Consider the following 22,908-nt stretch of genomic DNA (forward strand, 5'->3'; position numbering starts at 1 on the left):
ATTGTCTGGTGACAATGGCAAGGAGGTCACACCTGTTCCCATGCCGAACACAGAAGTTAAGCTCCTTAGCGCCGATGGTAGTCGGACTTACGTTCCGCAAGAGTAGGACGTTGCCAGGCAATTTGAGACCGTAAGGTCTCTTTTTTTTGAGAAAAAGGAGCTTAACTTCAAATAAGCTGACATAAAGAAAAGGAATACAAAAGCTAAAGCTTTTGCATAAGAACTACTAAACTCAATGAATTGAGAAGTAGTTCTTTATAATGTGAGAGTTTTAATTAATGCATTGGTATGATTTTTTAAAGTAGAAAAAGGTATGCCACCAAAACCTAATATAAATTTAACTTCTGTTAATTGTTGATCGTATTGGCTAAAAGGAATAATTTTTAGCTTATTTTTTTTTGCTCTATCTAAACACGCTTCTAAACTGAGACCATTTTTAACTGTTAATGTAAAATGCATGCCAGCTAATGCACCATTTACTTCTAATTGATCTTCATAAGGGCTTAATTTTTCTATGATGAATTTTAATTTTTCTTTATATACCTTCCTCATCTTATTTAAATGACGTTCAAAACTACCTGATTCCATAAAATTTGCAACCATCTTTTGTAGATGTGTTGGGACCGTATTGCCATCTTTGTTTGAAAGGTTATCGTATCTTGAACTCAAATTTTTAGGTAAGACTAGATATGCCATACGGCAACTTGGGTAAAGTGATTTTGAAAAAGTACTGATATAAATTACTTTATCCTTTGTATCTAAACTTTGTAATGCAGGTATTGGTTTACCAAAGTATCTAAATTCTGAGTCATAATCATCTTCAATGATATATCTATCTTCACTTTGTTGTGCCCATTGTATGAGTTGGGTTCTTTTTTTTAAGTTCATTACATAACCAGTAGGGAATTGATGTGAAGGTGTTACATATGCGATATTATGGTTGAATTCACCAAATTTATCTAAGGCAATACCAGTTTTCTCTACTGGAATTTGGCTATATTTGATTTGTTTTTTATCCAGTATTTTTTTTATTGGAGGATAACTAGGATTTTCTATGAAAAATTGTGGTTCTTTGAGAATATCGGTTACTAAATTTATTAATTGTTCAGTTGATGAACCTATTATAATTTGCTCAGGATGACAAGTAACACCTCTGCTATTGAAAAGATAATGAGCGATTTCTTGTCGCAATTGCCATTCTCCTTTGGCATTAACCCGCTGTAATAGCAATAATTGGTCATCTTCAAATGCATCTCTTGCATATTTTCTGAATTGTTGCATAGGAAAATATTCTGCATCTATTTCAGATAAATTAAATGCTAATTCACAGTGAGTGTTTTCTGGAATATTCTGTTCCTTAGATATTGGTTCTTGTGAATGTGAATAAGGCGTATGTGTCGAATTACGATTAATGATTGGCAATGTTTCTATATCTGAAACAAAATATCCTGAGCGAGGTTTTGAATAGATATAACCTTCATCTAACAATAATTGGTATGCGTGTTCTACAGTTGTATTGCTTAAGGATAAATGTTGGCTTAGTACTCTTTTTGATGGAAATTTATCTCCAGATTGATATTGACCTTCTATAATTTGTTGCTTCAAATTTTCGTACAAATTGAGATAAAGATGTTGGTTAGACATATAACTGACCCCTTAAAATATTTTGAAATTGAACCTTTTTAACTACCAGTTTATCTTTTAAAATGAATTTAATCAACTAAGTAAAGGGGTAAATATTCATGTCTAAAGTTACCGGATCAGAAAGAGTAAAAAGAGGAATGGCTGAAATGCAAAAAGGCGGCGTTATTATGGACGTTGTTAATGCTGAGCAAGCAAAAATTGCTGAAGAAGCAGGTGCTGTTGCAGTAATGGCATTAGAACGTGTACCATCTGATATCAGAGCAGCAGGTGGCGTAGCACGTATGGCTAATCCTAAAATTGTTGAGGAAGTTATGAATGCTGTCTCAATACCAGTAATGGCAAAAGCACGTATAGGTCATATTACAGAAGCACGCGTATTAGAATCAATGGGCGTTGACTATATAGATGAATCAGAAGTTTTAACACCAGCAGATGAAGAGTATCATTTGCGTAAAGATGCATTTACAGTGCCATTTGTATGTGGTTGTCGTAACTTAGGTGAAGCAGCAAGAAGAATTGGTGAAGGTTCTGCGATGTTACGTACTAAAGGTGAACCAGGTACTGGTAATATCGTTGAAGCAGTTAGACACATGCGTCAAGTGAACGCTGAAGTAAGTCGTTTAACTGTAATGAATGACGATGAAATTATGACTGAGGCTAAAAATATTGGTGCACCTTATGATGTATTAAAAGCAATTAAAGATAATGGTCGTTTACCAGTAGTTAACTTTGCTGCAGGTGGCGTTGCAACACCACAAGATGCTGCTTTAATGATGGAATTAGGTGCAGACGGTGTGTTTGTTGGATCAGGTATTTTTAAATCAGAAGATCCTGAAAAATTTGCTAAAGCAATTGTTCAAGCTACTACTCATTATCAAGATTATGAATTGATTGGTCGTTTATCTAAAGAATTAGGTACAGCGATGAAAGGTTTAGACATCAATGAATTATCATTAGAAGAACGTATGCAAGAGCGTGGATGGTAATATGAAAATAGGCGTACTAGCATTACAAGGCGCTGTGAGAGAGCATATTAGGCATATTGAGCTAAGTGGACATGAAGGTGTAGCTGTAAAGCGTGTGGATCAATTAGAAGAAATTGATGGATTGATTTTGCCCGGTGGTGAGTCAACTACATTGCGTCGACTAATGAATTTATATGGGTTCAAAGAAGTACTACAACAATCGAAGTTACCTATGTTTGGTACATGTGCAGGTTTGATTGTATTGGCACAAGATATTGTAGGTGAAGAAGGGTACCTAAGTAAATTAGATATTACGGTAGAGCGTAATTCTTTTGGTAGACAGGTAGATAGTTTTGAAAGTGAGTTAGTTGTAGAAGGTATTGCTAAGGATATTGAAGGTGTATTTATTAGAGCACCTCATATTGTAGAAGCTCACGGAGAAACAAAAGTGTTAAGTGTTGTAGGTGAAAAAATTGTGGCAGTTCAAGAAGGACGCTATTTAGGTGTTTCATTCCATCCTGAATTAACAGATGATTATAGAGTGACACAATATTTTATTGACCATATCGTGGCACCTACGACAGTTGAAAAAGTATAATAAAAAGCAGTTTGGTTAATAAACCAAACTGCTTTTTTATTTATTAAATGAAGAATCCGGCAATTGCAGCAGAAATAAATGATACTAATGTTGCACCGAAAAGTAATTTTAATCCGAAGCGAGCAACGACATCACCTTTTTCACTATTTAGCGATTTAATAGCGCCAGAAATAATACCGATTGAACTGAAGTTGGCAAAAGAAACAACGAAGACCGAAATCACACCTTTAGCATGGTCGCTAATTTCTTTAGTCTTGCTCAAACTTTGCATTGCAACGAATTCATTTGACAATAATTTAGTTGCCATGATTGAACCAGCTTGAACAGCATCGTGCCATGGCACACCAATTAAGAATGCAAATGGAGCAAAAACAAATCCAATTAAAGTTTGGAAATCCCATGTGATACTGCCACCACTTACTGCTGTAAAGATTGCACTTACTACACCGTTTAATAATGCAATAATCGCAATGTAACCAATTAACATTGCACCTACGATAATTGCAACTTTAAATCCATCAAGGATATATTCACCTAACATTTCAAAGAAAGATTGTTTCCCAGTTTCACTTTCTTCTACGATTAATTTATCTTCCTTAGCATCAACTTTATAAGGGTTAATTACTGAAGCAATAATGAAGCCACCAAATAAATTTAATACTACAGCTGTAACAACGTAACGTGGTTCAATTAATGTGAAGTACGCACCGATAATTGAAGCAGAAACGGTAGACATTGCTGATGCAGTCAAAGTATATAGACGTTGACTAGGAATGTGTGCAAGTTCTTTTTTTAATGAGATAAAAACTTCTGATTGACCTAAAATTGCTGCGGCTACAGCGTTATAAGATTCAAGGCGTCCCATTCCATTAATCTTAGAAATTGCTAAACCTAAAACATTAATGATCAAAGGTAATATTCTAGTATATTGTAAAATACCGATTAAAGCTGAAATAAATACAATTGGTAATAATACATTTAAGAAGAATGGTGGATTCTTAGGATCTACAAATTCAAATCCGCCGAAGACAAAGTTAACACCTTCCGCTGCTTTGGCTAATAAATAGTTAAAGCCATCTGATATGCCACCGATAACTGTAATACCGAATTTTGTTTTAAGTAATATAAACGCGAAAACAAGTTGAATGACGAGTAACAGTCCAACATATTGCCATCGAATGTTCTTTTTGTCAGAACTAAAAAGGAAGGCTAGTCCTAAGAATACTGCGATTCCTATTAATCCTATGATAATGTGCATAATTTTTCATCCCTTTTATTTTTTCTTATATCCTATAATACAATAAAATATCAGTCTCTGAACATCATTAATCAAAAAAATTTTGAACATATTGGTTGAAAAAGGTCAAAGTTGGTCATATAATATAGTCAAAGAAGGTCAAAAGAGGTGATAATCATGCACAACATGTCTGACATCATAGAACAATACATTAAAAAATTATTTGAAGACGCGAATGAAGACGTGGTGGAAATCCAACGTGCAAATATTGCACAGCGCTTCGACTGTGTGCCTTCGCAATTGAATTATGTTATAAAAACACGTTTTACAAATGAACATGGTTATGAAATTGAAAGTAAAAGAGGTGGTGGTGGATATATCCGAATCACTAAAATTGAAAATAAAGATGAAACTGGGTATATTAATCATCTACTTCAACTTATTGGACCTTCAATTTCACAACAACAAGCGTATTATATTATAGATGGATTATTAGATAAATCCTACATCAATGAGAGAGAAGCAAAAATGATTCAAGCTGTAATTGATAGGGAAACGTTGAAGATGGATGTTATAGCAAGAGATATCATCAGAGCAAATATTTTAAAACGTTTATTACCTGTGATTAATTATTATTAAAATTAAGTGAGGTGTTTGGTCGTGCTATGTGAGAATTGTCATTTAAATGAAGCGGAAGTAAAGTTGGCTGTTAAAGGACAGGATGGCGTAAATGAAAAATGGGTTTGTTCAACATGTGCACAGGGTGGTAATCCTTGGACGCAGAATCAGCAACTTCAATCACAAGATGATATTGAGGGTGCATTTGTTGTAAAGCAAATACTACAACATTTAGCAGCTAAACACGGAATTGAATTTGATGAAATAGCTTTTAAAGAAGCGAAGCGGTGTCCTACCTGTCGTATGACGCTAAAAGATATTGCACATGTCGGGAAATTCGGGTGTGCCGATTGTTATGCCACTTTTAAAGATGACATTGTAGATATAGTTCGACGTGTACAGGGTGGTCAAATTGAGCACACTGGAAAAACGCCTCGTTCTTCATATAGAAAGTTAGCATTAAAGAAACAAATAGAAGAAAAATCTGAATATCTTAATAAGTTGATTGAGGAACAGAATTTTGAAGAAGCTGCAATTGTTCGTGATGAGATTAAAGCATTAAAGGTAGACAGTGAGGTGAATCGTGATGAGTAAAGATTATATCAGCCCTTACATGAGTGAGTGGATGCGTGATAAGGAAGAAAGTCCGGTAGTTATGTCATCACGCATTCGCTTGGCAAGAAATTTGGAAAACCACGTACACCCTTTAATGTTTCCAACTGAACAAGATGGCTTTAGAGTAATTAATGAAGTACAAGATGCGCTTCCAGATCTGACGATTCAACGTTTAGATACGATGGATCAACAGAGCAAGTATAAACTTGTTGCGAAACATCTTATAAGTCCAGAATTGATAAAGCAACCTGCTTCAGCAGTGTTGTTAAATGATGATGAATCACTCAGTGTAATGGTGAACGAAGAAGATCATATTCGTATACAAGCGATGGGTAATGATTTATCATTAAAATCACTTTTCGAGAAAGCATCGAATTTAGATGATGAACTTGATAAGGCAGTCGATATTAGCTTTGATGAACACTTGGGTTACCTTACCACATGTCCTACGAATATTGGAACAGGCATGAGAGCCAGTGTGATGTTACATTTACCAGGTTTATCAATTATGAAAAGGATGAATCGTATAGCACAAACAATTAATAGATTTGGTTTTACAATAAGGGGTATATATGGGGAAGGCTCTCAAGTTTATGGTCATATATACCAAATTTCAAATCAATTAACGCTAGGTAAAAATGAAGAAGCAATTATCGAGAGTTTAACTGAAGTTGTTCAACAAATTATTAATGAGGAAATGCAAATTCGTGAACGATTAAACGAGCACAATCATACGGAAACGTTAGATAGAGTTTATCGTTCGTTAGGCATTTTAAAATATAGTAGACTAATATCAATGGAGGAAGCCTCGTTAAGATTAAGCGAAGTGAAACTAGGCATTGATTTAGACTATATTGAATTAAAAGACTTCAAATTTAATGAGTTAATGATTGCAATACAATCACCATTCTTATTAGATGAAGAAGATGAGAGAACCGTCAATGAAAAAAGAGCGGATATATTGAGAGAACATATCGTTTAGGAGGTCATGTTATATGCTATTTGGTAGATTGACAGAGCGTGCGCAACGCGTTTTAGCACATGCACAAGAGGAAGCAATTCGATTAAATCATTCAAATATAGGAACAGAGCACTTACTTTTAGGTTTAATGAAAGAACCTGAAGGCATTGCTGCAAAAGTATTAGAATCATTTGATATTACTGAAGAAAAAGTAGTTGAAGAAGTTGAAAAATTGATTGGTCAAGGTCAAGAGCAAATGGGTGCTTTACATTACACACCTAGAGCTAAAAAAGTTATTGAATTATCAATGGATGAAGCGAGAAAGCTACACCATAACTTTGTCGGTACAGAGCACATCTTACTTGGCTTAATCCGAGAAAATGAAGGCGTTGCAGCTCGTGTATTTGCAAACTTAGATTTAAATATTACTAAAGCACGTGCACAAGTCGTCAAAGCGTTAGGCAGCCCTGAAATGAGCAATAAAAATGCGCAAGCAAATAAATCAAATAATACACCAACACTGGATGGTCTTGCACGTGATTTAACAGTTATTGCGAAGGATGGTACATTAGATCCTGTTATCGGTAGAGATAAAGAAATTACTAGAGTGATTGAAGTATTGAGTCGCCGTACTAAAAATAATCCTGTATTAATTGGTGAACCAGGTGTAGGTAAAACAGCAATTGCTGAAGGTCTTGCACAAGCCATTGTTAATAATGAAGTGCCAGAAACATTAAAGGGTAAGCGTGTAATGTCACTTGATATGGGTACTGTAGTTGCTGGTACAAAATATCGTGGTGAATTTGAAGAACGCTTAAAAAAAGTAATGGAAGAAATCCATCAAGCAGGGAATGTTATTTTATTCATTGATGAATTACACACATTAGTTGGTGCAGGTGGTGCAGAAGGTGCAATCGATGCATCTAATATCTTAAAACCAGCACTAGCTCGTGGAGAACTACAATGTATTGGTGCAACAACTTTAGATGAGTATCGTAAAAACATTGAAAAAGATGCAGCGTTAGAGCGTCGTTTCCAACCTGTACAAGTTGATGAACCAAATGTAGAAGATACAATTGAAATCTTAAAAGGTTTAAGAGATCGTTATGAAGCACATCACCGTATCAACATTTCTGATCAAGCGCTTGTCTCAGCAGCAAAATTAAGTGACCGTTATGTATCTGATCGTTTCTTACCAGATAAAGCGATTGACTTAATTGATGAAGCAAGTTCTAAAGTAAGACTTAAGAGTCATACAACGCCACCTAACTTAAAAGAAATCGAACAAGAAATTGAACAGGTGAAAAATGAAAAAGATGCTGCAGTTCATGCTCAAGAATTTGAAAATGCTGCAAATCTTCGCGATAAACAAACTAAATTAGAAAAACAATATGAAGACGCTAAAAATAAATGGAAAAATACTCAAAACGGTGAAAATACTTCGTTATCAGAAGAGGATATCGGTGAAGTAATTGCTGGTTGGACAGGTATTCCATTGACTAAAATTAATGAAACTGAATCTGATCGCTTATTAAACTTAGAAGGTACGCTTCATGAAAGAGTTATCGGTCAAAAAGATGCTGTTAATTCTATCAGTAAAGCCGTTAGACGTGCACGTGCTGGATTAAAAGATCCTAAACGTCCAATTGGTAGTTTTATCTTCTTAGGACCTACTGGTGTCGGTAAGACAGAACTTGCTCGTGCCTTGGCTGAATCAATGTTTGGTGAAGATGATGCAATGATACGTGTAGACATGAGTGAATTTATGGAAAAACACGCAGTGAGTCGTCTAGTTGGAGCCCCTCCAGGCTATGTTGGTCATGATGATGGTGGACAATTAACAGAAAAAGTAAGACGTAAACCATATTCTGTTATCTTATTTGATGAAATTGAAAAAGCACATCCAGATGTGTTCAATATCTTATTACAAGTATTAGATGATGGACATTTAACAGATACAAAAGGACGTCGAGTAGATTTCCGTAATACGGTAATTATTATGACATCTAACGTGGGTGCTCAAGAACTGCAAGACCAACGCTTTGCTGGTTTTGGTGGTGCATCTGAAGGTGAAGACTACGAGACAATTCGTAAGACGATGATGAAAGAATTGAAAAATGCTTTCCGTCCAGAATTCTTAAACCGTGTCGATGATATTATTGTATTCCACAAACTGTCTAAAGATGAATTAAAAGAAATTGTTACAATGATGGTTAATAAACTTACAAATCGTTTGTCAGAACAAGATATCAATATTCATGTTACTGAAGCGGCTAAAGAAAAAATTGCTGAAGAAGGTTATGACCCAGAATATGGTGCAAGACCACTGATTCGTGCAATTCAAAAGACTGTTGAAGATAATTTAAGTGAACTTATCTTAGATGGTAACCAAATCGAAGGTAAAAACGTAAATATTGATCATGATGGTAAAGAGTACAAATATGATATAACTGAAAGAGTACAATCAGAGCAAGATAAAGAAACAACAGAATCGTAAATGATTTTCACTGAAAAGTGTATATATGGTTTGTAGCTAAATAGGAAGTGGCTAGTCAATTTATAAAGAAATTGACTGGTCACTTTTGTTATTTCAAAGTACATGTATTTTGAAAACTAGATAGAAAATGCACAAAATTGTGAATTTTAAAATGAGCGTAATAGTTGATGAAATGCTGATATAATAAAGTGTTAGCTTTATAAAATGTATTTGCACTAGCTTTCTGAAATTAAAATATTTCATACGATGGTATTATATTTAGTTGGCACATATATGTGATACATGGTAACTTATTAAAATAACTTTTCCTGAGAAAAAATATAAGAATTAAGTTTTCTATCGATATAATGTTAATTGTTAAAATAATCAGTTATGTGTGAATAAAGTTTGTCTTTAGACAAAGAGAAGTTTAAAATAGATTTGTTCATAGAAAGTTGGAGGTGCAAATTTGGCCAAAAAGAAAGTAATTTTTGAATGTATGGCATGTGGTTACCAATCACCAAAGTGGATGGGGAAATGTCCGAATTGTGGTGGTTGGAATCAAATGGAAGAAGTTGTTGAACAAAAAGCAGCGAGCCCAAAACATGGCGTGCGTAGCAGGGATAGTGTTGCTAAAGTACAAAAGTTAAACGATATTCAACATGAGAATACACCAAGAATTATTAGCAAATCAACTGAGTTTAATAGAGTGCTTGGCGGTGGTATTGTTAACGGTTCCTTGATGTTAATTGGAGGAGATCCTGGTATAGGAAAATCGACATTGTTGCTCCAAGTTTGTGCGGCATTATCTCAAAATTATAACGTGTTGTATATTACCGGTGAAGAATCTTTAAATCAAACGAAATTGAGAGCTGAAAGATTGGAAGAGGATTCTAGTCAGTTAAATGTATTTGCTGAAACTGATTTGGAAATTATACATGAGACTGTAAAACAACTTAAACCGGATTTACTTGTCGTAGATTCGATACAGACAATTTTTCATCCGGAAATTAATTCAGCTCCCGGTTCAGTCTCTCAAGTTAGAGAGAGTACACAAAGCTTAATGAATATCGCAAAGCAGATGAATATTGCGACATTTATTGTAGGCCATGTGACTAAAGAAGGTCAGATTGCAGGTCCACGCTTGTTAGAACATATGGTAGATACTGTACTTTATTTTGAGGGTGACGAACACCATGCATATCGTATTTTACGAGCAGTAAAAAATAGATTTGGTTCTACAAATGAAATGGGTATCTTTGAAATGAAACAGAGTGGATTAAAGGGAGTTAAAAATCCTTCAGAAATGTTTCTTGAAGAAAGGTCTGCCAATGTGCCAGGTTCAACAATTGTATCTACAATGGAGGGGACACGACCATTGTTAATTGAGGTGCAAGCGTTAGTAACACCAACAACTTTTAATAATCCGAGACGGATGGCAACGGGTATTGATCACAATAGACTTAGTTTATTGATGGCTGTTTTAGAAAAGAAAGAAAATTATCTATTACAGCAGCAAGATGCGTATATTAAAGTGGCAGGTGGTGTACGCTTAACAGAACCTGCAGTTGATTTGGGTATCATAGTTGCTACAGCTTCAAGTTTTAAAGATTTAGCTGTAGACGGTTTGGATTGTTTTATTGGTGAAGTAGGTTTAACTGGTGAAGTAAGACGTGTATCACGTATAGAGCAACGTGTTCAAGAAGCCGCTAAATTAGGGTTTAAAAGAGTGGTAATTCCAGAAACAAACATAGGTGGTTGGCAATTTCCAGAAGGTATAAAAGTAATTGGTGTTAAAAGTGTACACGAAGCTTTAAAGTATGCCATAAATAAACAGTAAATTTGTAAAACATACAGATAACCTAGTCGGAATCTGTATGCTTTTCTTAAGAGAGGAGAGTTAAACTTGAATGTGTTAAGACTCATTATTTTCTTGTGCTACATTATACTCGGTGCAAGTTTAGGCGTGTATCTCATACCTGAAATCATTGTAGATGCAGGCTTGAGTGACATCACACTACTCTCTAACAACTATTTTAATGGTTTGTTAGGTATTGTTATTTTCTTTTTAATATTCGGATGGTTTATCGGTAAAGCAACGTTAGCACTAAAAGAACTCGAGCAAGCGATTATGCGAAGAAGTGCAATTGAAATACTGTTTGCAACAATCGGATTGATTATTGGTTTATTAATTTCTGTAATGATTTCATTTATATTCCAAATTATTGGTAATACAGTATTAAATCACTTTGTACCAGTCATAGTAACGATTATCCTAGGATATTTAGGATTTCAATTTGGACTTAGAAAGCGCGATGAAATGTTGTTGTTTTTACCGGAAAACATGGCGAGATCCATGTCGATTAATGCCCGGAATGCCGTGCCAAAAGTAATTGATACAAGTGCAATTATTGATGGTCGTATTCTAGATATTATTGAATGTGGATTTATTGATGGAGAAATATTAATTCCACAAGGAGTAATCAACGAATTACAAGTGATAGCAGATGCAAATGATAGTGTGAAAAGAGAAAAGGGACAACGTGGATTAGATATTCTGAATAGTTTATATGATACAAAGTATCCGACGAGAATTATTCATCCAACTAAGTCTCACAGTGATATCGATGCAATGCTAATTAAATTAGCACAACATTATAGAGCACATATCATAACTACTGATTTCAATTTAAATAAAGTGTGTCATGTACATGGGATTCAAGCTTTAAATGTAAATGACTTATCTGAAGCAATTAAGCCTTCTGTACATCAAGGTGATCAGTTTAGTCTCTTATTGACTAAGATGGGTAAAGAAGCTGGTCAAGCTGTAGGGTATTTAGATGATGGTACGATGGTAGTTGTTGATAATGCGAAAAAATACGTAGGGGAACATGTAGAGATAGAAGTCATTAGCTTGTTACAGACATCATCTGGAAGAATTATATTTGCTAAAAAAGTAAATTAATTTAAATAAAGGTTTTATGTGAAAATGTAGCATTGAATGTTACAATTTCACATAAAACCTTTTGCTTTGGTTATAAACTTTTTATAACCAAAGCAAAAGTGTATTTATATATTGAATTTAAGCAGAGAGATACCATAATACGTGTGAAAGTGCTACAATAGATAGCGAAATTGTATTGTTATATTATGTAGTGTTTATTTAACGTGATATGGACCATGAGCTTATTGTGTAGTGGCACTTTGAATTTCATCATGCTATGATAATTAAGCGAATGAATAAACAAATTGATAATGGTTGAACGTTTTGTGGAAGTTTTGAAATTTCAAAATGCTTCTTTTGCGTTTAACTCTTTTTATTGTGTGTTCATAACAAATACTAGGATACAAGCGGTTTTTAACCAAATACTAAATTATTAAACAGGAGTGAACATAATGAGTGATCGTGTAAGAGTCAGATATGCACCAAGTCCAACAGGTTATTTGCATATTGGTAATGCAAGAACTGCATTATTTAACTATCTATTTGCAAAACATTATGACGGAGATTTTGTAATTCGAATTGAAGATACAGATAGTAAGCGTAACCTTACTGATGGTGAATCATCTCAATTTGAAAATTTAAAATGGTTAGGTATTGAATGGGATGAATCTATAGACAAAGATAAAGGTTATGGACCTTATCGTCAGTCTGAGCGTGCTGAAATTTACAATCCACTTATTCAACAACTGTTAGATGAAGATAAAGCATATAAATGTTATATGACGGAAGAAGAATTAGAAGCAGAACGTCAACAACAAATTGAACGTGGTGAAATGCCTCGTTATGGTGGTAAACATGCTCACTTAACAGAAGAGGAACGTCAACGATTTGAAGCAGAAGGGCGTAAACCATCGATTCGTTTCCGTGTACCTCAAGATACAACATTCTCTTTTGATGACATGGTGAAAGGCGAAATTTCATTTGATTCAAACAATATTGGGGATTGGGTAATCGTTAAGAAGGATGGTGTACCAACATATAACTTCGCCGTTGCGGTTGATGACCATTTTATGGAAATTTCTGATGTAATTCGTGGTGATGACCATATTTCTAATACACCTAAGCAAATAATGATATATGAAACATTCGGTTGGGAAGTACCACGTTTTGCTCATATGTCACTAATCGTTAATGAAGAACGTAAGAAATTAAGTAAGCGCGATGGACAAATTCTACAATTTATCGAGCAATATCGTGACCTTGGTTATTTACCAGAAGCATTGTTTAACTTTATAACATTATTAGGTTGGTCTCCTGAAGGTGAAGATGAAATTTACTCACCTGAAGAATTTATCAAAATTTTCGATGAAAAACGTTTATCAAAATCTCCAGCATTTTTCGATAAACAAAAATTGGCATGGGTAAACAACCAATATATGAAACAAAAAGATACAGATACAGTATTTGAGTTAGCTTTACCTCATTTAATTAAAGCAGAATTACTACCTGAAAATCCAAGTGAAGAAGACTTGATTTGGGGCCGTAAACTTGTTGAACTATATCAAAAAGAAATGAGTTATGCTGGTGAAATTGTACCACTATCTGAGCTGTTTTTCCGTGACGAAGAAATATTAGGTGATGATGAGCAGGAAATTATCAACGGCGAACAAGTACCTGAATTGATGTCACATTTATATAGTAAATTAGAAGCTTTAGAACCATTTGAAGCTGCGGAAATCAAACAAACAATTAAAGCTGTTCAAAAAGAAACAGGCATTAAAGGTAAACAATTATTTATGCCAATTCGTGTGGCAGTGACTGGTCAAATGCATGGTCCAGAACTTCCGAATACTATTGAAGTATTAGGAAAAGATAAAGTGTTATCAAGATTGAAACAATACGTCTAAATGTAACTGTACTAAAGCTGTAGTTTGATAGTGAATAATGTGAATATTATACTTGAAAAATTACATCAAACGGCATATTATTAAAATGAATTACCAAAAGGATTAGTAGATATTGAACAATGTAAAGAGAGTGTGCGGTGCTGTGAGCGCATCATTGTATTTATTGAATGCACCTTTAGGTTAAGAATTGAATTAGCATTGATGAGAATATAAGTTGTCTTATTTTATTGAGTTTGATAAATGATTTAAGGCGTTATCTTATAGAAAATGAGAGTGGAACCGTGCAAAAGCGCCTCTAACAGTTGAGTTAGGGGTGCTTTTTTTGGTAGGGAGGTAGCAATCTTGTTTAAGATTTTAAAAAGAGTAAAAGATGATGTGAATATGGTGTTTGAACAAGATCCGGCAGCACGTAGTACATTAGAAGTCATTACTTCTTATGCGGGTATACATGCAGTTTGGAGTCATTTAATCGCACATGAGTTATATAAAAAGAAAAAATATGTTATAGCAAGATTAATCTCTCAAGTGACGAGATTTTTTACAGGTATTGAAATTCATCCTGGTGCTCAAATTGGCAGAAGGCTATTTATTGACCATGGTATGGGTGTAGTGATAGGGGAGACTTGCCGTATTGGAGATAATGTTACGATTTATCAAGGTGTGACATTAGGAGGTACGGGTAAAGAGAAAGGTAAGCGCCACCCAGATATTGGAGATAATGTTTTAATCGCTGCTGGTGCAAAGGTATTAGGAAATATTAAAATTGAATCAGATGTGAATATTGGAGCGAATTCGGTTGTGTTAGAGTCGGTGCCAAGTTACTCAACTGTAGTAGGTATACCGGGGCATATTGTAAAACAAGACGGTAGACGCATCGGTAAAACGTTCGATCATAGAAATTTACCAGATCCAATTTATGAGCAATTAAAAGAGTTAGAGAAACAACTTGAGAAAACGAGAAATGGAGAGATACAAGATGATTACATTATATAATACGCTAACACGTCAAAAAGAGACGTTCGAGCCTATTGAACCAGGTAAGGTTAAAATGTATGTTTGTGGACCTACTGTATATAATTATATACACATTGGAAATGCTAGACCGGCTATAAATTATGATGTAGTAAGAAGATACTTCGAATATCAAGGTTATGAAGTCGTTTATGTTTCAAACTTCACGGATGTTGATGATAAATTAATTAAGCGTTCAAAAGAATTGAACGAACCTGTTCCAGATATTGCTGATCGTTATATCAAAGCATTCCATGAAGATGTTGGTGCATTAAATGTGAAGAAGGCAACTTCTAATCCACGTGTTATGAATCATATGGACGATATTATTCAATTTATTAAAGATTTAGTAGATGAAGGTTATGCTTATGAAAGCGGAGGCGACGTTTACTTTAGAACTAGAAAGTTTGAAGGGTATGGCAAATTAAGTCATCAATCACTAAATGATCTAAAAGTTGGTGCGCGCATTGAGCAAGGTGAACAGAAAGAAGATGCATTAGACTTCACACTATGGAAAAAAGCTAAAGCTGGTGAAATTAGTTGGGATAGTCCATTTGGTGAAGGAAGACCAGGTTGGCATATCGAGTGTTCAGTTATGGCTTATCATGAGCTAGGTGCAACGATTGATATTCACGCTGGGGGTAGTGATTTACAATTCCCACACCATGAAAATGAAATTGCACAATCTGAAGCACATAACCATGAACCATTTGCAACATATTGGATGCACAATGGCTTTATTAATATTGACAATGAAAAAATGAGTAAATCATTAGGTAACTTTGTGTTAGTACATGATATCATCAAACAAATTGACCCTGATGTATTACGTTTCTTTATGATTAGCGTACATTACAGAAGTCCTATTAATTATAATATGGAGCTTGTAGAAGCGGCTAAAAGTGGTTTAGAACGTATCAGAAATAGCTATGAAGCGATTATAGAAAGAGAAGCTATAGCAACAGATGTTAAAGAACAAACGGATTATATTGAGGCCATAGACAAAGTGCTCGTGCAATTTGAAACAGTCATGAATGATGATTTTAATACTGCAAATGCAATTACTGCGTGGTATGATCTTGCGAAGTTAGCTAATAAATACGTTTTGGAAAACACAACATCAGTTGCAGTAATAGAACGTTTTAAAGCGGTATATCAAATTTTCAGTGATGTACTAGGCGTGCCATTAAAAGGTAAAGAAGCAGATGTGTTATTAGATGCAGACATCGAAGCATTGATTGAAGAAAGAAATAATGCAAGAAAAAATAAAGATTTTACACGTGCAGATGAGATTCGTGATGAGTTAAAAGCGCAAAATATTATTTTAGAAGACACGGCACAAGGTGTGAGATTTAAGCGAGGCTAATATGGACAATAAATTATTAAACCCTTTAACTTTAGCTTATATGGGAGACGCAGTATTAGATCAACATGTAAGAGAATATATCGTCTTGAAATTAAAAGCTAAACCAAACCGTTTACATCAAGAAGCAAAGCGATATGTTTCGGCGAAGAGTCAAGCACAAACATTAGAACGACTCATGGAAGCAAATTGGTTTAGTGAAGTGGAAAAAGATGTTGTGCGTAGAGGTAGAAATGCCAAAAGTTATACGAAAGCTAAAAATACAGATATACAGACTTATAGAAAAAGTTCAGGTTTAGAAGCGGTAATCGGGTATTTATATTTAGAGAAAGAAAATGATAGATTATATGCATTATTACAATATATTGTTCAATGCGTAGACGAAAGGAAGTGATACTGTGGAAGATATCGTTATCGTAGGGCGACACGCAGTGAAAGAGGCCATAGTCTCAGGACATACAATTAATAAGATTTTAATCCAAGACACGATTAAAAAAGGTCAAATTAATGAAATTTTAAAACAAGCGAATAGTAAGAAAATTATCGTTCAAAGTGTACCAAAATCTAAAATCGATAGCTTGTCTGACTCGCCGCACCAAGGGGTAGCAGCATATATTGCACCTTACGAATATGCCGATTTTGATGCATTTTTAGCACAACAACAAGAAAAAGAAACGTTATCTACAGTATTAATTTTAGATGGACTAGAAGATCCACATAACTTAGGTTCTATATTAAGAACGGCTGATGCATCAGGTGTTGACGGCGTTATTATTCCTAAGCGACGTTCAGTAGCTCTAACACAAACAGTAGCAAAAGCTTCAACTGGAGCAATACAACATGTTCCTGTCATGAGAGTAACAAATTTAGCGCAGACAATAGAAGCGTTGAAAGAAAGTGGATACTGGGTAGTCGGCGCAGAAGCTGAAAATGCAACCGATTATCGTGAAATGGATGCTGGCATGCCTTTAGCAATCGTAATTGGTAGTGAGGGTCAGGGCATGAGCAGACTTGTTAAAGATAAATGCGACTTTTATATCAAGATTCCTATGGTGGGACATGTGAACAGTTTGAATGCATCAGTAGCTGCAAGTCTAATGATGTATGAAGTATATCGTAAGCGTAACCAGATTGGAGATAAGGCATGAAAGATCGTTACTTAATTGTCGATGGTTACAATATGATAGGACAGTCTCCGGAACTCAGTCGTCTATCTAAAGAAAATTTAGGAGAAGCGCGTGAGCAATTACTAACTGCCATTGCGAACTATAATGCAGTAATTGCTGATGAAGTGGTGTGTGTGTTTGATGCTTATGAGCAAGCAGGCGCGCATTCAGAGTATATGTACCATGGCGTTAAAGTGATTTTCACAAAGGAAAAAGAAACAGCGGATAGCTATATTGAACGTTATGTTTATGATTTGTATGACAAGCACACACGTCATATTACAGTTGTTACAAGTGATATGAGTGAACAACATGCAATTTTTGGAGCAGGCGCTTATCGTATTTCTTCAAGAGAAATGTGGCGAGACCTAAGGGAAAATGAAATCACGGTTTCAAAAGAGCTTGAGGGCTTTAATGAACAAAAACCTCGTACAAGAATCGAACTGTCTCATGAAATACTTGAAGAATTTGAAAAATTAAGACGTGGCGATAATGATAAAGACTAATAGTGCAAGTTGATTTGTCTTAGGTATGCTGTGTATTCTATGATTACTTAACTAATCATGAAAGGATGCATAAATGTCTAGAAACATCAAAGATTATAATGTTGGACAATGGCAAAAGGGCAAGATAACACAAGAAGATTTTGCTATTTTTATTGAACAGGTGAAAAGTTATATTTCAAAAAGGATGAACCATTATTCTATACATCCTAATGATCGTGAAGATATGTGTCAGGAAGTCCTTTTGAAATTATTTTTAGTTTTAAATTATTTTGATTTTAAAAAAAGTACGCCTATTGAACATTATATTAATCGAATCATCAAGCATGTTAAATGTGATTATGTAAGAGCGAAATTCAATAGAATTAAACGGCAAGATGCTTTGATACAAACATATACAACAAAGCATCAAATGGCGCTATTAGATTCTTGTCTTGAAACAAATTTATTAGTAAACGAGAAAATTGATTGCGTTTATAGCATGCTAACAAAATTTACAGATTTAGAACGCACAATAATGCAGTATATTTTACAAGACTATAAACCTAAAGAAATTGCCAGAATTTTAAAGATAGAAGTTAAAGTGGTTTACAATGCAATTCAACGTTGTAAAATGAAACTTAAGCAAAGTATTAAAGATAATGATTAGCAGAGCAAATCGTAAATCATATAAGGCATTAAAAGAGTGTTCAAGCGTTTTTCCTATAGGGATGACAATTGACAATTGACTTGTATTTTATGTATAGTAGATTGGTATTATAATGAGTAAGGTGAGTAAAATGAAAAAAGTGCCATTGAGTTGTGAAGTTTGTGGAAATAGGAATTATAATGTTCCAAAACAAAGTAACCTTACATCAAGATTGGAATTGAAAAAGTATTGTCCAAGATGTAATGCGCATACGTTGCATAAGGAATCGAAGTAAATTAGTGATGTGACGAAGTTTAATCGAGTGAATATATCATACCAACTAAGTTGAGGTATTGTATTTGCTTGGTTTTGTAGTAAGGAATAAGCAAATAAGGAATAAAGAAATCACACGGAGGTCTTATAGATGGCTAAAAAAGAGAATTTCTTCCAAGGCGTTAAGTCAGAAATGGAAAAGACAAGTTGGCCAACCAAAGAAGAATTATTTAAGTACACAGTCATTGTTGTAGCTACAGTAGTATTTTTCTTAGTGTTCTTCTATGCCTTAGACTTAGGAATTGGTAAAATTATAGAGTTAATTAAATAGATAGGAGTGACGACATGTCTGAAGAAGTTGGCGCAAAGCGTTGGTATGCTGTGCATACTTATTCCGGGTATGAAAATAAAGTTAAGCAAAATTTAGAAAAACGTGTTGAATCTATGAATATGACTGAACAAATATTCAGAGTTGTGATACCAGAAGAAGAAGAAACACAAGTAAAAGAAGGTAAAGCAAAGACACTGACTAAAAAAACATTCCCTGGTTATGTATTGGTTGAACTTGTTATGACCGATGAATCATGGTATATCGTAAGAAATACGCCAGGTGTTACTGGTTTTGTTGGATCAGCTGGTGCTGGCTCAAAACCCAATCCACTGTTGCCAGAAGAGGCTCGTTTTATCTTAAAACAAATGGGCATGAAAGAAAAAACAGTTGATGTGCAAATTGATTTAGGTGAACAAGTGAGAATCAAATCTGGTCCATTTGCGAACCAAGTTGGTGAAGTTCAAGAAATTGAAGTTGAAAAATACAAATTAACTGTACTTGTAGACATGTTTGGTAGAGAGACACCAGTAGAAGTCGAATTTGATCAAATAGAAAAATTATAAAGTAATTGCTGTAATACAAGAGCAAGGTCTTGCATAAGAACACCTAAGACATAAAATGTCTAAGGTAGAAGAAGGAATACAAGAGCAGGCTCTTGCATAAGAACACCTAAGACATAAAATGTCTAAGTTGTTCTAAAAATTAACTATTGATTTAATATATGGTTAGATGTTATAATACTGTGGTCGCGCTTTTAGAGCGTTCATTTCGTCACGAAATGTAGAAGAGTGGGAGGGCAAAACTTAGTCCTGTGACCACATCACGATATCAAGGAGGTGCACATCGTGGCTAAAAAAGTAGAAAAAGTAGTTAAATTACAAATTCCTGCAGGTAAAGCAAATCCAGCACCACCAGTTGGACCAGCATTAGGTCAAGCAGGTGTGAATATTATGGGATTCTGTAAGGAATTCAACGCACGTACGCAAGAGGATGCAGGTTTAATCATCCCAGTTGAAATCAGTGTATATGAAGATCGTTCATTTACATTTATCACAAAAACACCACCAGCTCCAGTATTACTTAAAAAAGCAGCTGGTATTGAAAAAGGTTCAGGCGAACCTAACAAAAATAAAGTTGCTACAGTAACTAAAGATCAAGTACGTGAAATTGCTAACTCAAAAATGCAAGATTTAAATGCTGCTGACGAAGAAGCAGCTATGCGTATTATCGAAGGTACTGCACGTAGCATGGGTATTACAGTTCAATAATAAATTAAATGATTTATAGATAGACGTATAGAAGCAGATGACAGAAAATGACAAACATGATGACAGCGTTCAATATTGTCGTAATATGAGGTGAAATGTCATTTATTTGGGAAGTGATTCCTACGATAAAATACACTTTTAAACCTCACTGTTATCTGCTCTTAACTTGCAAAAGCAAGTAAACGTGGGAGGAAATTCCGCTAAAACCACTAAAGGAGGAACATGAAATGGCTAAAAAAAGCAAAAGATATCAAGAAGTAGCTAGCAAAATTGACCGCCAAAAACAATATTCTGTTGAAGAAGCTGTTGAACTAGCTAAAGAAACAAGTATCGCTAACTTTGACGCATCAGTTGAAGTTGCATTCCGTTTAGGGATTGATACTCGTAAAAATGATCAACAAATCCGTGGCGCAGTAGTATTACCAAATGGTACTGGTAAGTCACAAAGTGTATTAGTATTCGCAAAAGGTGATAAAGCATCTGAAGCAGAAGCTGCTGGTGCAGACTTCGTTGGCGAAGGTGAATACGTAGAAAAAATCCAACAAGGTTGGTTCGACTTTGACGTAGTAGTAGCTACACCAGATATGATGGGTGAAGTTGGTAAATTAGGTCGTGTATTAGGACCTAAAGGTTTAATGCCAAACCCTAAAACTGGAACAGTTACAATGGACGTTAAAAAAGCTGTTGAAGAAATTAAAGCTGGTAAAGTTGAATACCGTGCTGAAAAATCAGGTATTGTTCATGCATCAATTGGTAAAACATCATTTGATACTGACAAACTTGTTGAAAACTTGAAGACTTTACAAGACGTATTAGCTAAAGCTAAACCAGCGTCATCTAAAGGTACTTACTTCAAATCAATCACAGTAACTACAACTATGGGACCTGGAATTAAAGTTGACGGTTCAACTTTCTAATTTCCGACTCATATTATAATAAAAAAATTCAAGGCTATCGCAGATTGCAATAGTCTTGAAATTTAATATTGACTTTAATTAGTATAAGGTTTATATTGATTAATGTATTATTTTACCTAAGACAGTAGGAGTTAGTGATAACTTAAAATTTGATCCTACCGAGGCTAAAATTGACTTGAACGTGATTATTTTAGAACTTTCAAGCACTTTTTGCCATGGGTAGAAAGTGCTTTTTTTATTGAGTGTAGTCAATAGATTGTATAATCTAAGGTTGCTCAAGATTAAAAGCACCAAATAAAATTTATGGAGGTGTCTAAATGTCTGCTATCATCGAATCAAAAAAACAAGAAGTTGATACAATTACTGAACAACTTAAAAATTCAGTCTCAACAGTAATCGTTGACTATCGTGGTCTTACTGTTTCTGAAGTAACTGAATTACGTTCACAATTACGTGAAGCTGGTGTTGAATACAAAGTATTGAAAAACACTATGGTTCGTCGTGCAGCTCAACAAGCTGGTATCGAAGGTTTAGATGAGCACTTAGTAGGTCCTACAGCAGTTGCAACTTCAACTGAAGATGTAGTTGCTCCAGCTAAAGTACTTGCTAAATTTGCAAACGAACATGAAGCTTTAGAAATTAAAGTTGGTGTTATGGAAGGCGAAGTTATTTCAGCTGAAGAAGTTAACACAGTTGGTACTTTACCATCACACGACGGTCTTGTTTCTATGCTACTATCTGTATTACAAGCTCCAGTCCGCAACTTCGCTTATGCAGTTAAAGCTGTTGGAGAAAACAAAGAAAACGAAGAAAGCGCTGAATAATTGCGCATAACAATTAAAAAAATGGAGGAATATTAAAATGGCTAATCATGAACAAATCATTGAAGCAATTAAAGAAATGTCAGTTTTAGAATTAAACGACTTAGTTAAAGCAATCGAAGAAGAATTTGGTGTAACTGCAGCAGCTCCAGTAGCAGCAGCAGGCGCAGCAGGTGGCGGAGACGCTGCAGCAGAAAAAACAGAATTCGACGTAGAATTAACTTCTGCTGGTTCATCTAAAATCAAAGTTGTTAAAGCTGTTAAAGAAGCAACTGGTTTAGGATTAAAAGACGCTAAAGAATTAGTTGACGGAGCTCCTAAAGTTGTTAAAGAAGGTTTAGCTAAAGAAGAAGCTGAACAACTTAAAGAAGCTTTAGAAGAAGTTGGCGCTACAGTAGAATTAAAATAATTCTTGCTGGCTAACAGTTAATAATTATATATTGCAAGTTCAAAAGGTATCTTAAATTATCGCTTGCTATAGTGAAGAAGTTTAAGTTGCACTATGAACTTGAAATCTTTGAGAAATGAAAACCCCGTTATTGTAATAACGGGGTTTTATCTTATTTTATCTATATCTGTAAATTGCGAGGATACTGTGAACGCATTTATACTCATTGAAATGGGTATAGAATTAATCTAAGAATAAAGATTGAATGAGGTGT

Annotated in this window: 24 protein-coding genes, 1 rRNA gene and 1 other annotated feature; of the genes, 23 read left to right on the forward strand and 2 right to left on the reverse strand. The window is 34.7% G+C overall.

Features of this window, described 5'->3' with window-relative positions; all coding sequences use genetic code 11:
- Nucleotides 1-4 precede the first annotated feature (4 nt).
- Nucleotides 5-119 (forward strand): 5S ribosomal RNA (gene rrf, locus MHZ36_RS07775).
- A gap of 136 nt (nucleotides 120-255) precedes the next feature.
- On the opposite strand, the gene pdxR is transcribed toward rrf, so the two are convergent.
- On the reverse strand, nucleotides 256-1,644 hold the full coding sequence (gene pdxR / locus MHZ36_RS07780) for a MocR-like pyridoxine biosynthesis transcription factor PdxR (RefSeq protein WP_239230931.1): 1,389 nt from the start codon (nucleotides 1,642-1,644) through the stop codon (nucleotides 256-258).
- A 98-nt stretch (nucleotides 1,645-1,742) separates the two neighbouring features.
- Between pdxR and pdxS the strand changes: the two genes are divergently transcribed.
- The gene (pdxS, locus tag MHZ36_RS07785) at nucleotides 1,743-2,630 is read left to right on the forward strand and encodes a pyridoxal 5'-phosphate synthase lyase subunit PdxS (protein ID WP_239230932.1); all 888 of its coding nucleotides are present in this window, start codon (nucleotides 1,743-1,745) and stop codon (nucleotides 2,628-2,630) included.
- A gap of 1 nt (nucleotide 2,631) precedes the next feature.
- Entirely contained in the window at nucleotides 2,632-3,207 is a 576-nt protein-coding gene (pdxT, locus tag MHZ36_RS07790) for a pyridoxal 5'-phosphate synthase glutaminase subunit PdxT (protein ID WP_239230933.1), read from the forward strand.
- Between the two features lie 43 nt (nucleotides 3,208-3,250).
- On the opposite strand, the gene MHZ36_RS07795 is transcribed toward pdxT, so the two are convergent.
- Entirely contained in the window at nucleotides 3,251-4,465 is a 1,215-nt protein-coding gene (locus tag MHZ36_RS07795) for a NupC/NupG family nucleoside CNT transporter (protein ID WP_239230934.1), read from the reverse strand.
- A gap of 156 nt (nucleotides 4,466-4,621) precedes the next feature.
- Here MHZ36_RS07795 and MHZ36_RS07800 point away from each other — a divergent pair, with 156 nt between their 5' ends.
- The 20 genes from MHZ36_RS07800 to rplL all read left to right on the forward strand — a co-directional run bounded on the left by MHZ36_RS07800 (nucleotide 4,622) and on the right by rplL (nucleotide 22,655).
- Nucleotides 4,622-5,083 carry a CtsR family transcriptional regulator gene (locus MHZ36_RS07800; RefSeq protein ID WP_042737947.1) on the forward strand — a complete coding sequence of 154 codons (462 nt, stop codon included), beginning with the start codon at nucleotides 4,622-4,624 and terminating at the stop codon, nucleotides 5,081-5,083.
- 21 nt (nucleotides 5,084-5,104) lie between these two features.
- Nucleotides 5,105-5,656 (forward strand): UvrB/UvrC motif-containing protein, encoded by a 552-nt coding sequence (locus MHZ36_RS07805; RefSeq protein ID WP_239230935.1) that lies wholly within the window; start codon nucleotides 5,105-5,107, stop codon nucleotides 5,654-5,656.
- Nucleotides 5,649-6,659 (forward strand): protein arginine kinase, encoded by a 1,011-nt coding sequence (locus MHZ36_RS07810; protein WP_239230936.1) that lies wholly within the window; start codon nucleotides 5,649-5,651, stop codon nucleotides 6,657-6,659. The genes MHZ36_RS07805 and MHZ36_RS07810 overlap by 8 nt, the downstream gene beginning before the upstream one ends.
- 13 nt (nucleotides 6,660-6,672) lie before the next feature.
- A complete protein-coding gene (locus MHZ36_RS07815; protein WP_239230937.1) occupies nucleotides 6,673-9,135 on the forward strand; it encodes an ATP-dependent Clp protease ATP-binding subunit in 2,463 nt (820 codons plus the stop codon).
- Nucleotides 9,136-9,583: 448 nt separating this feature from the next.
- Nucleotides 9,584-10,954, forward strand: coding sequence for a DNA repair protein RadA (radA, locus tag MHZ36_RS07820; RefSeq protein WP_239230938.1), 1,371 nt, complete (start codon nucleotides 9,584-9,586; stop codon nucleotides 10,952-10,954).
- Nucleotides 10,955-11,020: 66 nt separating this feature from the next.
- On the forward strand, nucleotides 11,021-12,079 hold the full coding sequence (locus MHZ36_RS07825) for a PIN/TRAM domain-containing protein (RefSeq protein WP_239230939.1): 1,059 nt from the start codon (nucleotides 11,021-11,023) through the stop codon (nucleotides 12,077-12,079).
- 431 nt (nucleotides 12,080-12,510) lie between these two features.
- Nucleotides 12,511-13,965 (forward strand): glutamate--tRNA ligase, encoded by a 1,455-nt coding sequence (gene gltX, locus MHZ36_RS07830; RefSeq protein WP_239230940.1) that lies wholly within the window; start codon nucleotides 12,511-12,513, stop codon nucleotides 13,963-13,965.
- A gap of 351 nt (nucleotides 13,966-14,316) precedes the next feature.
- Nucleotides 14,317-14,958, forward strand: a complete 642-nt coding sequence (gene cysE / locus MHZ36_RS07835) for a serine O-acetyltransferase (protein ID WP_343237211.1) — start codon at nucleotides 14,317-14,319, stop codon at nucleotides 14,956-14,958.
- Nucleotides 14,942-16,342 carry a cysteine--tRNA ligase gene (gene cysS / locus MHZ36_RS07840; protein WP_239230941.1) on the forward strand — a complete coding sequence of 467 codons (1,401 nt, stop codon included), beginning with the start codon at nucleotides 14,942-14,944 and terminating at the stop codon, nucleotides 16,340-16,342. Before cysE ends, cysS begins: the two co-directional genes overlap by 17 nt.
- 1 nt (nucleotide 16,343) lies before the next feature.
- Nucleotides 16,344-16,733, forward strand: coding sequence for a Mini-ribonuclease 3 (locus MHZ36_RS07845; protein WP_239230942.1), 390 nt, complete (start codon nucleotides 16,344-16,346; stop codon nucleotides 16,731-16,733).
- A gap of 4 nt (nucleotides 16,734-16,737) precedes the next feature.
- The gene (rlmB, locus tag MHZ36_RS07850; RefSeq protein WP_239230943.1) at nucleotides 16,738-17,487 is read left to right on the forward strand and encodes a 23S rRNA (guanosine(2251)-2'-O)-methyltransferase RlmB; all 750 of its coding nucleotides are present in this window, start codon (nucleotides 16,738-16,740) and stop codon (nucleotides 17,485-17,487) included.
- Nucleotides 17,484-18,011, forward strand: a complete 528-nt coding sequence (locus tag MHZ36_RS07855; protein ID WP_239230944.1) for an NYN domain-containing protein — start codon at nucleotides 17,484-17,486, stop codon at nucleotides 18,009-18,011. Before rlmB ends, MHZ36_RS07855 begins: the two co-directional genes overlap by 4 nt.
- Nucleotides 18,012-18,084: 73 nt before the next feature.
- Nucleotides 18,085-18,657 carry an RNA polymerase sigma factor gene (locus MHZ36_RS07860; RefSeq protein WP_239230945.1) on the forward strand — a complete coding sequence of 191 codons (573 nt, stop codon included), beginning with the start codon at nucleotides 18,085-18,087 and terminating at the stop codon, nucleotides 18,655-18,657.
- A gap of 112 nt (nucleotides 18,658-18,769) precedes the next feature.
- Nucleotides 18,770-18,931 (forward strand): 50S ribosomal protein L33, encoded by a 162-nt coding sequence (gene rpmG / locus MHZ36_RS07865; RefSeq protein WP_275432178.1) that lies wholly within the window; start codon nucleotides 18,770-18,772, stop codon nucleotides 18,929-18,931.
- Between the two features lie 129 nt (nucleotides 18,932-19,060).
- Nucleotides 19,061-19,240 (forward strand): preprotein translocase subunit SecE, encoded by a 180-nt coding sequence (gene secE / locus MHZ36_RS07870; protein WP_042737958.1) that lies wholly within the window; start codon nucleotides 19,061-19,063, stop codon nucleotides 19,238-19,240.
- 14 nt (nucleotides 19,241-19,254) lie between these two features.
- Nucleotides 19,255-19,803, forward strand: coding sequence for a transcription termination/antitermination protein NusG (gene nusG / locus MHZ36_RS07875; protein ID WP_042737959.1), 549 nt, complete (start codon nucleotides 19,255-19,257; stop codon nucleotides 19,801-19,803).
- Between the two features lie 282 nt (nucleotides 19,804-20,085).
- Nucleotides 20,086-20,508, forward strand: coding sequence for a 50S ribosomal protein L11 (gene rplK, locus MHZ36_RS07880; RefSeq protein WP_239230946.1), 423 nt, complete (start codon nucleotides 20,086-20,088; stop codon nucleotides 20,506-20,508).
- Nucleotides 20,509-20,735: 227 nt separating this feature from the next.
- Nucleotides 20,736-21,425 (forward strand): 50S ribosomal protein L1, encoded by a 690-nt coding sequence (rplA, locus tag MHZ36_RS07885; protein WP_239230947.1) that lies wholly within the window; start codon nucleotides 20,736-20,738, stop codon nucleotides 21,423-21,425.
- A gap of 97 nt (nucleotides 21,426-21,522) precedes the next feature.
- Nucleotides 21,523-21,670 (forward strand) — a sequence feature (ribosomal protein L10 leader region).
- Nucleotides 21,671-21,742: 72 nt separating this feature from the next.
- Entirely contained in the window at nucleotides 21,743-22,249 is a 507-nt protein-coding gene (gene rplJ, locus MHZ36_RS07890) for a 50S ribosomal protein L10 (protein ID WP_239230948.1), read from the forward strand.
- Between the two features lie 37 nt (nucleotides 22,250-22,286).
- Complete coding sequence (gene rplL, locus MHZ36_RS07895) at nucleotides 22,287-22,655, forward strand: 50S ribosomal protein L7/L12 (protein ID WP_239230949.1); 369 nt, start codon at nucleotides 22,287-22,289, stop codon at nucleotides 22,653-22,655.
- The last annotated feature ends 253 nt before the right edge of the window (nucleotides 22,656-22,908 follow it).

Origin of the sequence: Staphylococcus sp. ACRSN, assembly GCF_022346615.1 — a bacterium.
GTDB lineage: Bacteria > Bacillota > Bacilli > Staphylococcales > Staphylococcaceae > Staphylococcus.